We start from the raw sequence: 15793 nt of genomic DNA on the forward strand, positions 1-15793 counted from the left end.
TGCGCTATAAAAATGATTTTTGCCTCGCTTACCCTGTATCCTGAAATTTTAGGGTTTAAAAATATGTAAAAAAGAGCAGAACCAATGTCTTCCCGCAATCTGCCGCGCCTCAGCATTGTCTAGCTCTTTTTTTGATCGCAGTAGCTTTTAAGGTTACAAGATGTAACTTTAAGAGTTATCTTTAACCAATTGAAATAAAAGAAAAGAACTTGTTATGAGTAAAACAGCATTTGTATTTCCTGGTCAGGGTTCGCAAGCACTTGGCATGTTGGCGGATGTTGCCGCTTCAACACCGCTCATTGAGCTAACTTTTGCTGAAGCTAGCGAGGGTTTGGGTTATAACCTTTGGGATCTGGTTCAGAATGATGAAGAAAAGCTAAACCAAACTCAGTACACCCAGCCTGCGTTATTAACAGCCAGTATTGCTCTATGGCGTTTGTGGCAAGAGAAAGGCGGCGCAAAGCCTGCTTTTTTAGCTGGCCATAGTTTGGGTGAATACAGCGCTCTTGTTGCTGCTGGTGTCCTATCCCTGAGAGATGCAGCATCTTTAGTTCAAGCTCGTGGTGAATTTATGCAATCTGCTGTACCTGCAGGTACCGGCAAAATGGCTGCTATTATTGGTCTTGATGATGACAAGGTTCGTGAAGCCTGCACTTATAGTGCTGATGGTGATGTTGTCGAAGCTGTGAACTACAATTCTCCGGGGCAGGTTGTTATTGCGGGTAGTGCTGAAGCCGTAGAGCGAGCCATGGAGGCCTGTAAAGAAGCCGGCGCTAAACGTGCATTGCCTCTGCCAGTAAGCGTTCCCTCGCACTGTGCCCTGATGAAACCGGCCGCTGATAAGCTGGCTGAAAAACTTAAAGCCATCAACTTTAATAAACCTGACATACCAGTGATTAATAATGTAGACGTATCTGCTGAAGCAACGGCAGAGGCTATTAAAGATGCTCTGATACGTCAGTTGTATAATCCAGTACGTTGGACTGAGACCGTACAAAGACTTAAGGAAGAAGGCGTTGAAACCTTGTATGAGTGTGGTCCGGGTAATGTTTTATGCGGCTTGGCCAAGCGTATTGATCGAAGCTTGGCAGGCAAGCCATTAGGTACATTGGATAAATTCGAAGCTGCTATAGCAGAGTAAAGATTTTAGGTAGGTATATAACAATGAGTATTGAAGGAAAAGTTGCCCTGGTTACGGGCGCAAGTCGTGGTATTGGTCAAGCTATCGCTCACAATTTGTCACAGTCTGGTGCAGTAGTTTACGGTACGGCTACCTCTGAAAATGGCGCAGAAAAGATCACAGAAAACTTTAAAGCGGCTGGTTTAAACGGAAAAGGTTTATGCCTGAATGTTACCGATGCTGATAGCATCAAATCGGTACTGGACACCATTAAAGACGAACAGGGGCGTACTCCTGATATCCTGGTCAATAATGCGGGTATTACTCGTGATAATCTTTTAATGCGTATGAAGGACGACGAGTGGGATAGCATCTTAGAAACTAACCTAACTTCTATTTTCCGTCTTTCAAAAGCATGCTTGCGCGGCATGATGAAGGCTAAGTGGGGCCGGATTGTTACCATTGGTTCAGTAGTTGGCACCATGGGTAACGCTGGACAGGCCAACTACTCGGCAGCAAAAGCAGGCCTGATTGGTTTTTCTAAATCTTTAGCCCGTGAAGTTGGTTCTCGTGGCATTACGGTGAATGTGGTTGCTCCAGGATTTATTGATACTGACATGACTAAAGCACTGAATGACGAACAACGTCAGGCAATGTTTGATCAGATTCCAATGGCACGCTTAGGTCACCCTGAAGAAATTGCTAATGCTGTAGGTTTCTTGACGTCTGATCAAGCCGGCTATATTACTGGTGAAACGATCAATGTTAACGGCGGGATGCATATGATCTAACGCGACTCTTTGATTGCTGAATAAGCCATTTAGTCGCTGTGTCGTGATAATAATAAAAGTTTGGGTGAAAAATGTTTCATGTCAATACTGATGAATGGAATATAAGTCACCGTTTTTAAACATAAATTTTTGTTATTGGCAGGTATTTTTTGTTATTATCTGCTTTTAAATTTTTACCAGAAGTTGTAATTTAAGCGTGGTCTGACCTTTATAAAAAAAGGCAATTTACACTTGCAACTTTGGTTCAGTTAACTAAACTACCCACGCAGTGTGATACTGTTGATACAAACGAGGAATTTAAACAGATGAGTACTATCGAAGAACGTGTAAAAGGTATCGTTGTTGAACAACTAGGTGTTAAAGAAGACGAAGTAACAGCTGAAGCGTCTTTTGTTGATGATCTAGGTGCTGATTCATTGGATACAGTTGAGCTGGTTATGGCTCTAGAAGAAGAGTTCGACACTGAAATCCCAGACGAAGAAGCTGAAAAAATCAACACTGTTCAAGCAGCGATTGATTACATTAAGGCTAATGTTGACGCGTAAGCCAACTCGTCTGCAATCTATTCGTAATAGTTAGCGAATATAATGGGTGAAATACGAAGGTATTTTGCCCATTTTTTTTAGATAAGTCACAAGTGGGTTCGACCGAGCTCAGAAAGATGTTCACCGTTAGAGCTCCACTGATTTATACTCACAATGACTATATTAGTAATTAATCGAGAGGTGTTCCTTGAGTAAGCGTAGAGTTGTTGTTACTGGCCTTGGAATGTTAAGTCCATTAGGTAATAACATTAAAGATTCATGGGAAGGTATTCTTGCTGGTCGTAGCGGCGCTGGACCGATTGAGGATTTCGATGTAAGCGACTTCAATACGAAGTTTGCCTGTATGGTTAAAGATTTTGATTCTGAGCCTGCGGTCTCGAAAAGAGACGCCCGTCGTATGGATAAATTTATTCAATACGGTATTGTAGCGGGTGCCCAGGCCTGGGAAGACTCTGGTTTAACCGTTACTTCTGAGAACGCCCATCGTATAGGTGCCTGTGTTGGTGCTGGTATTGGTGGTCTGGAAACTATCGAGAAGAATACGTTGTTGTGGGAAAAATCTGGTCCACGTAAGATCTCCCCATTCTTCGTTCCGGGTTCTATCATCAATATGATTTCGGGACATCTGTCGATTAATTATGGTTTAAAAGGCCCGAACATTGCTATCGTGACGGCTTGTACTACTGGTGTTCATACTATCGGCCATGCTGCGCGTATGATTGCCTATGGCGATGCTGATGCCATGTTGGCCGGTGGCGCTGAAAAAGCGACGACTCCTACAGCTCTAGGTGGTTTCAGTTCTGCTAAAGCTCTATCGACTCGAAACGATAACCCGCATGCCGCTAGCCGTCCTTGGGATCAAGACCGTGATGGTTTTGTTATGGGAGATGGTGCTGGTGTGATGATGCTTGAAGAATACGAACACGCTAAAGCCCGTGGCGCAAAAATTTATGCTGAGCTAACAGGTTTTGGTATGAGTGCTGATGCTTATCATATGACAGCTCCTGCCCCAGGTGGCGAAGGTGCAGCTTCTGCTATGAAGAACGCGCTGCATGATGCAGAACTGTCAGCAGAGCAGATTCAGTACATTAACGCTCACGGAACTTCAACGCCTGCGGGTGATATCGCTGAAACCGATGCGGTTAAGACTATCTTTGGTGATCATGCGAAGAAAGTTATGGTCAGCTCAACAAAATCCATGACAGGTCACTTATTGGGTGCTGCTGGCGCAGTTGAGTCAATTTTCAGTGTATTGGCTCTGGTTGATCAGGTTGCACCACCAACAGTAAACCTGGATAACCCCGGCGAAGGTTGTGACTTGGATTATGTCCCGCATACCGCGCGTGAAACTGAGTTGAAGCATGTTTTGTGTAACTCATTTGGCTTTGGTGGCACTAACGGATCGCTGGTGTTTAGCAAAGTCTAGTTAAATCTTGCGAGACTGAATAAAGAAAGGCGGTTCTTACCGCCTTTTTATTTGCCCTAAATATTTGAACCGTAAGTCAAAAATGAGCTTCAGACTTGCAGGGTTGACTCTAACCCTGTAACTTATTTTCTTTTTGACTCAGTAAAATTAAGCGGTAATGAATTCAGCCAATTCCGATGCCAATACAATGGCAACCAATCTACTTAATGGAGCTCCGTCAGAGCATATCGCTATAGATGACAGAGGGTTGCTCTATGGCGATGGCTTTTTTACGACAATCCGTGTTAGAGAGAATCAGATTGAGCACTGGCCATTGCACGCAGAAAGAATTCAGTTAAGTGCCGAAAAGCTAAAATTTCCAGAACTCAATATACCTCGCATCGAAAAAGAGTTACGTTCATTCATCAATAATCAGTATGAGGATAGTGGGGTCGTTCGGCTGACGATTACCAGAGGTTGTGGCCCCAGAGGGTATAGGGCGCCAAGTGAACCAAAGTTCAGCATTATTGCCAGCTGGTCCTCGTTCGTTTCGTCTGGTGAGCTACAAAATGGCGTTGAGTTATCCATTTGTGAGACTCCATATAGCAAAAACTCGGCTCTCGCTGGCCTCAAGCATTTAAATAGACTGGAGCAGGTTTTGGCCCAGGAAGAAATCCCAGAGTCATGTTTTGATGGTATCATGCTGGCAGATGATTTAATTGTTGGCGGTAGCAAGACCAATATTTACTTTTATCGTGAGGGACTCTGGCTAACCCCAAGCATGGAGGTTGCAGGCGTAAACGGTACCGTAAGACGTTGGTTGCTTGCGAATAGAAGGGACGTTCAGGTAAGCGTCTTTGGACTGGAAATCCTGAGTTTGGCTTCACATTGCATGGTTACAAATGCTTTGCATGGAGTGGTCCCAGTGACTAAAATTGGGCAGCATAAATATGATGTTTGGCCGCAAACTGCTGAGCTGAACCGAGCTTACTGCCAAGACAGTATTTAATATTATAAATAACCGTAATTATTCAATGAAAAAATTCTTTATTGTTGTTCTCATACTTTTAATCGCTTTTTCTGGGGTCACTCTATACTTCTGGCAGGGCTTTAAATCCTTCGTTAAAGAACCTTTAGGTCTCCAGCAGGAACTGGTTGTCGCTAAAGGTGAAACAGCTACCGGGCTCGGACAGCAGTGGTATGACGAAGGTCGATTTGAAAACTTTTATTATTACCAGCTATTGATGCGTATGAAACCAGAGCTGCGCAATATCAAAGTTGGTAACTACCAGGTGACGCCAGAAATGACTGCCGTTGATGTGTTGCAGAAACTGGTTAAGGGCGACGTCATCACTTATCAGGTGACTTTGGTTGAGGGCGCCAATATCTATGAGGTGCTAACAGCGCTTGCCGATAATTCTGATTTAACGCATACGATTGATACAACAAACTATTCTGATACCTGGGAGCAGCTTGACTTTACCGGGAAAGATTATCCTGAGGGCCTGTTCTTCGCAGATACCTATCAGTTTACCAAAGGCGACTCCGATCTGGATATCTTAAGGCGTGCTCATAAACGCCTGAATCAGGTGTTAGAAGAGGAGTGGGCTAACAGAGCGAAAGACTTACCCTACGAGCAACCGTACGAAGCTTTGATTATGGCTTCAATCGTAGAAAAGGAAACGGCCGTACCAGCAGAGCGTTCTCAGATTTCAGGTGTGTTTATACGTCGTTTGGAACGAGGCATGTTGCTACAGACCGATCCGACGATCATTTATGGGCTGCTTCCAGACTTTGACGGTAATATCCGTCGCCGTGATATCCGTAATCCGCATCAGTGGAACACTTATGTCCATAAAGGCTTACCACCAACACCGATCGCTATCGTCGGCCGCGACGCGATTCATGCAGCGATGCAGCCAGAAGAAGGCGATACCCTGTATTTTGTGGCTAAAGGAGATGGTAGTCACCATTTCAGTAAAACTCTGTCTGAGCACAACAGAGCTGTTAGAAAGTATCAACTGAATCGTTAATATCCGATGAAAGGTAAAAGGGAAGAAAAAAAAGAGGCAGTCAGACAAAAAATCTTGGATGTCTCTCTGGAGCTATTTGAGTCTCATGGCTACGAAGCGGTCTCAGTTAATCAAATCGTCAAGGCTGCTGGTATTGCCAAAGGAACTTTTTTTAACTACTTCCCAAAGAAAGCTGATCTTATTGCTGACTGGTACAAGCAAAGAGCGACAGCTTCCCTGGATAAAGCCAGAGCCAGCAGACAGGATAGTTTCTCGGATGCACTTTTTGACCTCGCCCAGCAGTCCACAGCGATTATTGATGATTCAAATACCGTGTGGAGAGCTAAAATAATCCACGTTATTGATACTCCTAGTATCCAGCAGATTGAGCAGGCGTCTGATAACCAACTTCGTGTCTATGTGGCTGAACTTATATCAACCTATAACGTAGAGACTAAAGTCTCCCCGGAAGAGTTTGCTGAGTTGTTTGCTTCATTAATCACGGGGACGATTCGTGAATGGGTCAATAATGGTCAAAAAGAAGACTTGCCTGCTAAGCTGAAACATACCATTACACTTTTTCTTAAATGTGCCACATAAGACGCTTGTTTTCCTGTTATATCAGCCATAAAATGACCGCGGTCATTATTTGCGGTTAAGTTAAAAGTAGGTGATAAAGTGAAAGCACGAATAATTATGTTTCTTAGTATTGTTGTGGCGTTAACAGCTTGTATAAATAGCTCGCATAAAGTCAGCAGTACGAGCAACAATAAGAGACTAGCCATTTTTCAGGATGGGGTGGTCGTTAATCAGGCGCAGGGTATCTGGTTATCTGAAGAATATGGTTGGTTACTGAATATCGGTAATAATGGGATTGAACGCTGGCAGTATACGCAGGACTACTGCTATCCATCGCCACAGGACGCCGATACTTTTATGGGTAGTGTCGAATATCGCTTTATTACGCGGCTTTCACAGGATATAGCCAAATTTGAATATCTAAAAAGTGACGGCAATACGATTTATCAAAAACTTGATATGCTCCCGAAACACTGTGACATCAAGGCTGATTTCACGCAGACAGAATTACTACAGGTGTTTATATCAATATTCAAAAAGCATTATACTTTTTTCCAACAAAGAGGCGTTGATTTCCACAGCGCGGCTGACTTAGCTCAACAAAACATTAATGATGAAAGCTCCGACAGTGAGCTGTATCAGGCTATGACAGATCTGATCAAACCATTGAACGACTCTCATACCAAACTGTTAGCAACTATCAACGGAAACAAGCATCGCTACCAAAATGGTCTTGGACAGACATTGCCGTTCATTCGAGACACCATTGGAGAGACTCCATGGCTAATTGGGTTAATAGAGCAAACTGTAGACCTGTTAGACGACGGAGCAGAGCATACCGCTAATGATAGGGTACTTTGGGGTACCTTGAATAATGGAAAGGTCGGCTACATCAAAATTTTTACCATGGGCGGCTTTACCACGGAGTTCCAGCCGGGGACTCAGCAATGGGCTGAAGCGGAACTTGAATATATGGACCAGCTGTTTGGTCGTATAATGCTGAAATTTCAGACTGTCGACAGCGTTATTATTGATTTAAGTAATAACCGAGGTGGGTACGATGCTATTGCACGAAAACTTTCCAGCTATTTTACTGACAAGGCTTTTTTAGCATACTCAGTATCAACCTCCTGGGAAGAACTAAGCCCCTATGAATATTGGGTTAGTCCTGCTGATGGGCCACGCTATACAGGCCCAGTTAGCGTCCTCACCAGCGACGTGACAGTTTCTGGAGGTGAAATCGCGACAATGACTTTAAGGCAGTTACCGAACGTAAAACATATGGGTCAAACCACCCGAGGCGCATTTTCTACGCCATTAGCCAAACCATTGCCTAATGACTGGTATCTTGAACTTTCCAATGAAATTTTCAAAGCGCCGAATGGTGTAAGTTATGAGGGGAAAGGGATCGAACCAAGTGAGATGTTTGATGTTTTCAATCCGGCTAATCCTGTAAAATCGCACGCACAGGCAGTTAAGAAAGCGATAAGACTTTCGCCATAAATTCAAGTATCATGACGCAAAACAAAATATAAATAGTGATTAAAGATTTTGGATAAACGTGGTCAATTTATCACAGTAGAGGGCACCGAAGGTGTGGGTAAATCCACCAATATGGCCTTTGTTAAACAGTGGCTTGAAGCCAAGGGGCATAAAGTTATCCATACTCGTGAGCCTGGTGGTACGCCATTCGCCGAAGAGATTCGAGAGTTGTTACTGAGCAACAGAGAAGAGACTGTCGATAGCCATACAGAGTTATTGCTGATGTTTGCTGCCCGATGTCAGCATGTTTATCAGAAGATTAAACCGGCTCTGGAGCAGGGCGTCTGGGTTCTTTGTGATCGATTTACTGATGCCAGCTATGCGTATCAGGGTGCTGGCCGTGGACTCGGCTTTGATAAACTAAAAGAGCTCGAAGACTGGTGCCTGAAAGGGTTTAAACCTGATCTGACGCTTTTATTGGATCTGACGACGGAAGTAGGTCTGGAACGTGCCAAAAAGCGCGGCCCGGTGGATCGGTTTGAGCAGGAAAAGGTCGACTTTTTTAATAAGGTCCGAGAAGGCTATCTTAAGATCGCACAGGCAGAACCGGATAGGATGAAGGTCATCGATGCCAGTGGCTCGGTAGAAGTAGTGCAAAAACATATTGAACAGTCATTAATCTCGTTTTATCAAAAGGTTCAATCAGCATGAGTTTGTTTGAAGAATCACCGCTCACTCCCTGGCAGCAAGAACCGTTTCACCATTTGTCACGACAGCTGGAACAGGGGCATCTGCCTCACTCCATCCTGGTGCTCGGTGAAGAGGGCGTCGGACGGGAAGACTTTTGTCAGTTCATAGCTCAGTGGATGCTTTGTAATGCGGCTGATAAAACACAGGGTTATTGTGGTCAATGCAAAGGCTGTCAGCTGTTTGAAGCGGGTAGCCATCCAGACTATCATTTGCTGGAGATCGAAGAAGGCAAGACCCAGATCGCCATCAGTCAGGTTCGCGAGCTGATTCAGCACATGCAGGAGTCATCGCATCAGGCGGGCTGGAAATTGGCGAACATTACCAATATCCATGCCCTCAACGAGAGCTCCTTTAATGCCTTGCTGAAAACGCTGGAAGAGCCTCAGAGTAATACGCTTCTACTGCTCCAGGCGGATCAGTTACAGGGCGTACCGGCGACCATTAAAAGCCGTGCCCAGATATTGAAAGTCGGGGTTGCTGACGTCAGTATGACCCGAGAATGGCTAAAGCAGCGCCATGACTTCTTTTCGCAGGAGATGGAGACCGCCATACAGCTATTCCCAACAGCACCTTACAAAGTGGAAGCTTTTGTGGAAAATGGCGAAGCCTTCAAAAGTGGTGAGTTTATTTTCGACTATGCTGAAGTCATTACCGCTAAGCAAACGCCGATGGAAATTGCCGATCGTTGGAAAGATGAGCTGGAGAACTGCATTTTCTGGTGTCAGCTGATGTTTCATGATGTCCTGCTATTGCAGCAGTCGGCGACCAAAGACGATATCCAGCTAAAGCAACAATACGAAGCCATAGAGATGATTGCTTCTACTGTCAGCGCCAAGGGTGTGATGCTACTATTGAATAAAATAATTGAGATCCAACGGTTGATTAAGCTGAAAAGTCCAGCTAATCTAATGGCTTCTTGGCAAAGTTTTTTAATATACAGCGCTCAAATTGCTATAAAATACAAAAAATTAGAGAGCTAACCTAAAGTTTTACTTATTATCGAAGGAACCATCAATGCGAATTGAACGAACCGGCCCTGGCATACTGACAATCCATGTTGAGGATAAAGACGATCTATATTCGGCTTATATGCCTTTTGTGGTTAACGGTGGTCTCTTTATACAAACGAATAAACAGTATGACTTAGGGGATGAGGTTTTCATGCTATTAGCTCTGGTAGATGAGCCAGAAAAGCTTCCTATTGCGGGCAAAGTAGTTTGGGTAACCCCTATCGGTGCCCAGGGTAACCGTCGTGCTGGTATCGGAATTCAGTTCAGTGATCAGGACAAAGGTAAGGCGCGCCATAAAATAGAGACGATTCTTGCCGGACGTCTTGAGTCGGATAAGCCGACACACACCATGTAAAATAAGCCTTTTCGTATAATTTTCTACCGAGTCGTGTTAATCTACGACTCGCTTTCCATTCAGTAATATTACCTATTTGTTATGTTGATTGATTCGCACTGTCACCTGGACCGTCTTGATTTAGAACCGTTCGATGGAAAACTCGAAGGGGCACTGGATAACGCCCGAGAAAACGGCGTAAAACACATGCTCTGTGTATGCATTACACTGGATAAGTTTAATGACGTTCTTACCATCGCCCAGCAGCATGACGACATATCCTGTTCCGTTGGCGTGCACCCGCTTTACGATGGCGTAAAAGACACCGATATCGACGCATTAATCGAAAACTCCAAGCACTCGGAAGTGGTCGCCATTGGCGAAACCGGGCTGGATTATTTCTATCATAAAGATCCTGAAAACCATAAATTACAGCAGGATAGCTTCCGCAAGCATATCCGCGCTGCTAACGAAGTGGGTTTACCGATAATCGTCCACACGCGTGACGCACGCGAAGATACCTTAAATATTCTTAAAGAAGAAAACGCACAAAAGTGCGGCGGCGTACTGCACTGCTTTACGGAAAGTCTTGAGATGGCAGAAGAAGCAATGGAACTTGGCTTTTATGTATCTTTTTCTGGAATCGTCACGTTCAAGAATGCAGAAGAGTTACGCGAAACCTGCCGTAAAATACCGTTAGACAGACTGCTTATCGAAACGGATTCCCCATACCTTGCCCCAGTACCTCACCGAGGTAAATCCAACCAGCCAGCCTTTGTCAAAAATGTCGGACAGTTTGTCGCAGACCTGCATGGTCTCAGCTACGACGAGCTTTGCCAGATAACTGCGAAAAACTATCAGGACTTATTTTCGAAGTCTAAGATTTAAAGGTGGTTCGGATTTTTTATAAGTAAGATCTAAAGCCGCCAATGAAGGCTTGGGTTATATCTAGGTAAAAAGGTCAGGTGCTCCTAGGGGTTTTCCCCCGTTTCAATTTATACCAATTCTTTTCATAGTGAGGTTGTTAAATAAATAACGACAGGGTCAGACTATGAAAACTCAATATAAATTACTTTCTGCTTGTGTACTTACGGCTTTAGCGGGTGGGGCGCAGGCTGATGCAATAATCGGTCCAGAGCTGGAAGCAATGTTACCAACATTGCTGGATAGCCAAAAGGTTATTGTTACTACTCACAACAAAGAAGATTTGAACTCCGTTATGTTGCAGGTGGCGAGTCCTTATATCGCCATGAAAGAACTGCCGATGGCTGGTACTACGCTGAATAAACTTCAGATCGAAAGTCTTGCCAAAGATTCTCGAGTGAAAAGTATCTATTACGATAAGCCGCTTAAATACTATAACTACACTTCAGGTGAAATCACCGGCGGTCACTATGTTCATGATGTAGAAGGAGTGACAGGACAGGGGGTTACTGTTGCTGTGCTGGATTCTGGTGTGGATGGTTCTCACCCTGATCTGGAGTTTGGTTCTAAGACTATCGAGAACGTCAAAATTCTTGGTGATTTAGACCTGGCTACTGGCAGCAACTATTATCTCGAAGGCGTGATTAATACTGATACCAGCTCAGGTCACGGCTCTCACGTAGCAGGTACTGTTGCAGGTACTGGCGTGATGTCTGCTGATGATTCTCGTCGTGCTAACTATCATGATGGTATTGCTCCAGACGCGAAGCTTGTTGGTTTAGGTGCAGGTGAAGCGATTTCAATTTTATTCGCTATTGGTGGCTTCGATTACGCTATCGGTAATAGAGACCGTTTGGGTATCGACATTATTACTAACAGCTGGGGCGCTTCTGGTGGTGGTGCATTCGATCCAAACAACCCAATCAACCAGGCATCTTATGACGCCTATCAGAAAGGCATGATTGTGACGTTTGCTGCGGGTAATGATGGTCCATCTGACGACACTATTAACCCATATGCAATCGCTCCCTGGGTAATCAATGTTGGTGCTGGTAACCCTGAAAAAGGGTTAACTGACTTTTCAAGCCGCGGCGTTGAAGGCGATACCTTCAAGTTCGTTGACATCGTAGCTCCGGGTGATGGCATTGTTTCAACACGTGCGTTGAATACTCCTCTTCCTGCACTGGGTCCAATTATTGATGAAGAAAACCCTGACTACTACGTTTACTACGCCAGCATGAGCGGTACTTCGATGGCGACGCCATTCGTTGCCGGTGTGGCTTCGCTGTTGCTGGAAGTTAACCCAAACCTTTCACCAGACCAGGTTGAAGACATTATCCGAGACAGTGCTGATGAAATGCCGGGCTATAAATTCCACGAAGTCGGCGGGGGTTACATCAACGTTAAAACCGCTGTTGAGATGGCTCGAAACACCGTAGGTGCTCGCTCTGAATTTATGAGTGGTCAAACGGAATGGTCTAGTCAGGGCTTCTGGAATGATGCTAACCAGTCTGACGCTAAGATTGATTACATTGGTAAATGGCAAACCAGAACTTCTGATGTAGGCGTAGAAGGTGATTTCATCAAAGCCCGTAAATCAGGCTCTACAGCAACCTTCGATATTATCGGCGAAAACTTGCAGTTACTTTATGTCGCCAATAATCGCGGTGGTCGAGCTGAATTGTTCGTCGATGGTGAGAACAAGGGTGTTGTTGACTTTTACTCTACGAGTGAAGAAGCGCGTGCTTTCGCCGTAAGAGGTCTTGAAGCCAATGCGGTACACACGGTACAGCTAAAACATCTAGAAGGTGAAATTAATCTTGACGCAGTCAAGGTTGATGGCCAGCTGATCGATAATGGCTTGAGCATCACCACTGAAAACTTCATGTTCGAGGGCACCATGGGGCCATCAGCAGAGAACCTGGAGTTCCAGGACTTCCCAATCTCAGTAAGTGCCGACGCAGTACTGATCGAGGCGAGCCTGACCTGGGAAGGTGTGGCTGACCTTGACTTCGAACTATTGAACTCTGCGGGAGAGCAGGTAGCCAGCAGCGCAAGCCTGAGTAATCCGGAGGTTCTTTCTTACGCGCCAGAACAGGCAGGCGATTATGTATTGCGTGTGAATGGATACGCAAGTGTTGTGACTAACTTCCAAATCGATGCGACTGTATCCAGCTTGGTTGAATAGCATATAGCACGACAATACCGGCCCCTAAAAATGGGGCCAACCTATTCAAAACTCAAAGAGCTAGGGGATTTCCCTTAGCTTTTTTGAGTGTTTGCCCCGGTAGTAATCAAGTCATAAATGACTTGGAATGAAAGGGCACATGAAAATGATTGAATTTCGGAGACAGGTAATGAATATGAAACTAAAGAAGCTAGCCCTTTCAGCGGCACTTGCTGGTTTTAGTTTAAATGCTGCGGCAGAAGCTGTAATCGGCTCTGAGCTGGAGCAGCAACTAAATACCATGAGTCTGACTGATAGCACCATGGCTGTGGTGACTTACGATCAGTTGGACGCAGTTAATACTGAACAACTTCAAAGCTTATTGAACCTTGGCATTAGCCAAGGTGTTCAATTCAAGTCTTTGCCTATTGTGGGCGTTGTTGCTTCACCAGCCCAAATCGAGCAAATCAGTCAGATGGATGGCGTACGCTCCGTATTTGCTAACCGAGAACTGGAATATTACAACGCTGAAGCTCGCGAGCTTACAGGCGCTGAAAAGCTTCAGACAACCGAGTTTAGACAACGTAACGGCATGACTTTTACTGGTAACGGCGTAACGGTCATGGTCAATGATTCCGGTATTGATGCTACGCACGCCGATCTTGAATACGGCACAAAAGTTGTGGAAAACGTACAGGCTTTAACTCACGCACAAGCTTTATCGGTTACAGGATTTAGCGGTGCCTGGATTGAAGGTCAGTTAAATACCGATTTAAACGTCGGTCATGGTACTCACTGTGCCGGTACGGTTGCAGGCTGGGGTACTAACTCTGATGGTAAATACAAAGGTGCGGCTCCTGGTGCTGAACTGGTTGGTTATGGTTCGGGCGCAGGTCTTTCTATTCTGGATGCACTGGGCGGTTACGATTACGCCCTGACTCATTTGTTTGAGTTCAATTCTCCTATTCGAGTGATGAGTAACTCATGGGGTTCAAGTGGTAAATATGAACCAAACGGCCCTATCTCCGTAGCGTCTTACAAAGCTTATAAACTGGGTCTTATTTCTGTATTTGCAGCAGGTAACTCTGGACCGGGCGAAGACACTCACAATCCATACGCGCAAATCCCTTGGGGCTTGTCGGTGGGAGCTGGTACAAAGCAGGGCACATTAATCGACTTTTCTTCGCGTGGTAAACGTGATGAAACGGGTGACTTCACTATGCCGGACGGCACTCAGTGGACTTACAGCAATGAAGTATCTATCGTCGCGCCTGGCGTTGATATTATCTCTACTCGTGCTACGACAAACCTGACTTCTAATGGTGGCGATGCTGATTTAGAAGCCATCGAAACCGAGTATGTGCCTTATTACACAATGATTTCAGGCACATCAATGGCTACGCCACACGTGGCAGGTATTATAGCCATGATGTTAGAAGCCAACCCAAATCTAACGCCTTTAGAAACCAAGCGCATACTGCAGGAAACGGCAACAAACATGCCCGGTTATGAAAAATGGGAAGTAGGAGCAGGTTATGTTAATGCATACGCTGCAGTAGCCGCTGCTTTGGGTTACAACCCTGAGCATAAAGCGACAGTGAATAATCTTAATACATTCAACGGTAACGCCATTGTAATCGCTGATGATAATCCTGAGCCTTTTGAGGTTCTATATGCGCCAGCAGGCGAGCCAGATGTTTATGAGTTTGAAGTGGGTCCTGACGATGTCTGGATTTCTGCATCTGCTGAGTCACTGGCGAATACCGTAAAGTTAAGACTGGAAGCTCCGGACGGCACAGAGTACTTTGGTAATCTAACTCTGCCAGTATTAACCACTAGCATGCGCGTATCAGCTCCGGCTCAGGTTGGTACCTGGAAATTATCAGCATACGGCTTAACGTCATTATCTGGCGTCGAGGCGGATCCAACGGGCACAACCAATGGTCCGGGTCTGCCTGAGTCTATCAGCGGCGAGATCAGTATCTTCAAATCAGGTGGCTATGAAGGTCTGGACGATATTGGTGGTCATCCTGCTGAAGCGGCTATTCAGTATGCGACGAGCGAACGTCTGGTTGATAGCTTTAATGACAAGTTCTTCCGTCCAGACAGAGCGCTTAAGCGTAAAGAACTGGCTCAGTATCTTGTAATGGGCGCAGCAGTACGTCAACACCGTGATCTGTTGAACGAGCCTGTTGTTAGCTTTAGTGACGTTGGTATCGAAGCGGCAGCATTTGCCGAGTCAGCGGCAGCTCCTGGCGGTGCTCTAAAAGATAGAGTTCAAGAGCAGCAACCGGTCATGATGACTGAGGGTGATAAGTTTAACCCTAATGCAAACGTTAGTCGTGCTGAACTGGCTTACTCATTAGTTCAGTCTCTTGGTCTAGAAAGTGAAGCACAGGCATTCTCAGGTGACATCACTGTAGACTATCAGGGTCAGAGCATTGTGGTTCGTGATCAAGATAGTATCCCTGAAGAGTTAAAAGGCTATGTTCAATTAGCGCTGGACCTGTCTATAGTCGGTGTACGCTATGAGATAGAGCAGGGCCCATTTGACCTTGAGCCTACATTGGTAGCTTACTTTGAGCCTGAAAGCTCTGTTACTCGAGCTGAGTATGCCGTGTTAATCGGTAGAACGTACGATGCTTACTATCAATAAGCGCTGAGAAATGGTGCG

At 45.1% G+C, this 15793-nt stretch carries 14 protein-coding genes; all 14 read left to right on the forward strand.

Annotation, left to right across the window (positions count from 1 at the left end; genetic code table 11):
• Positions 1-214 precede the first annotated feature (214 nt).
• The gene (fabD, locus tag KS2013_RS05485) at positions 215-1141 is read left to right on the forward strand and encodes an ACP S-malonyltransferase (protein ID WP_068990874.1); all 927 of its coding nucleotides are present in this window, start codon (positions 215-217) and stop codon (positions 1139-1141) included.
• Between the two features lie 23 nt (positions 1142-1164).
• Positions 1165-1911, forward strand: coding sequence for a 3-oxoacyl-ACP reductase FabG (fabG, locus tag KS2013_RS05490; RefSeq protein ID WP_068990875.1), 747 nt, complete (start codon positions 1165-1167; stop codon positions 1909-1911).
• Between the two features lie 305 nt (positions 1912-2216).
• On the forward strand, positions 2217-2456 hold the full coding sequence (gene acpP / locus KS2013_RS05495) for an acyl carrier protein (RefSeq protein WP_046561130.1): 240 nt from the start codon (positions 2217-2219) through the stop codon (positions 2454-2456).
• Positions 2457-2643: 187 nt separating this feature from the next.
• Positions 2644-3882: a beta-ketoacyl-ACP synthase II gene (fabF, locus tag KS2013_RS05500; protein WP_068990879.1), complete on the forward strand. Its 1239-nt coding sequence runs from the start codon at positions 2644-2646 to the stop codon at positions 3880-3882.
• 157 nt (positions 3883-4039) lie between these two features.
• Complete coding sequence (pabC, locus tag KS2013_RS05505; RefSeq protein WP_068990880.1) at positions 4040-4870, forward strand: aminodeoxychorismate lyase; 831 nt, start codon at positions 4040-4042, stop codon at positions 4868-4870.
• Positions 4871-4895: 25 nt separating this feature from the next.
• Positions 4896-5894, forward strand: coding sequence for an endolytic transglycosylase MltG (gene mltG / locus KS2013_RS05510; protein WP_068990881.1), 999 nt, complete (start codon positions 4896-4898; stop codon positions 5892-5894).
• Positions 5895-5900: 6 nt separating this feature from the next.
• Positions 5901-6473, forward strand: a complete 573-nt coding sequence (locus KS2013_RS05515; protein ID WP_068990883.1) for a TetR/AcrR family transcriptional regulator — start codon at positions 5901-5903, stop codon at positions 6471-6473.
• A 78-nt stretch (positions 6474-6551) separates the two neighbouring features.
• A complete protein-coding gene (locus KS2013_RS05520) occupies positions 6552-7955 on the forward strand; it encodes a S41 family peptidase (RefSeq protein WP_156768973.1) in 1404 nt (467 codons plus the stop codon).
• 45 nt (positions 7956-8000) lie between these two features.
• Entirely contained in the window at positions 8001-8645 is a 645-nt protein-coding gene (tmk, locus tag KS2013_RS05525; RefSeq protein WP_156768974.1) for a dTMP kinase, read from the forward strand.
• Complete coding sequence (locus KS2013_RS05530; RefSeq protein ID WP_083217797.1) at positions 8642-9664, forward strand: DNA polymerase III subunit delta' C-terminal domain-containing protein; 1023 nt, start codon at positions 8642-8644, stop codon at positions 9662-9664. The genes tmk and KS2013_RS05530 overlap by 4 nt, the downstream gene beginning before the upstream one ends.
• A 34-nt stretch (positions 9665-9698) precedes the next feature.
• Positions 9699-10049: a PilZ domain-containing protein gene (locus tag KS2013_RS05535; RefSeq protein WP_068990894.1), complete on the forward strand. Its 351-nt coding sequence runs from the start codon at positions 9699-9701 to the stop codon at positions 10047-10049.
• An 81-nt stretch (positions 10050-10130) separates the two neighbouring features.
• The gene (locus KS2013_RS05540) at positions 10131-10916 is read left to right on the forward strand and encodes a TatD family hydrolase (RefSeq protein WP_068990895.1); all 786 of its coding nucleotides are present in this window, start codon (positions 10131-10133) and stop codon (positions 10914-10916) included.
• A 163-nt stretch (positions 10917-11079) separates the two neighbouring features.
• Positions 11080-13140: a S8 family serine peptidase gene (locus KS2013_RS05545; protein WP_068990897.1), complete on the forward strand. Its 2061-nt coding sequence runs from the start codon at positions 11080-11082 to the stop codon at positions 13138-13140.
• A 169-nt stretch (positions 13141-13309) separates the two neighbouring features.
• Positions 13310-15775, forward strand: coding sequence for a S8 family peptidase (locus KS2013_RS05550; protein ID WP_068994422.1), 2466 nt, complete (start codon positions 13310-13312; stop codon positions 15773-15775).
• Positions 15776-15793: the final 18 nt, after the last annotated feature.

The organism is Kangiella sediminilitoris (genome assembly GCF_001708405.1).
Classification (GTDB): domain Bacteria; phylum Pseudomonadota; class Gammaproteobacteria; order Enterobacterales; family Kangiellaceae; genus Kangiella; species Kangiella sediminilitoris.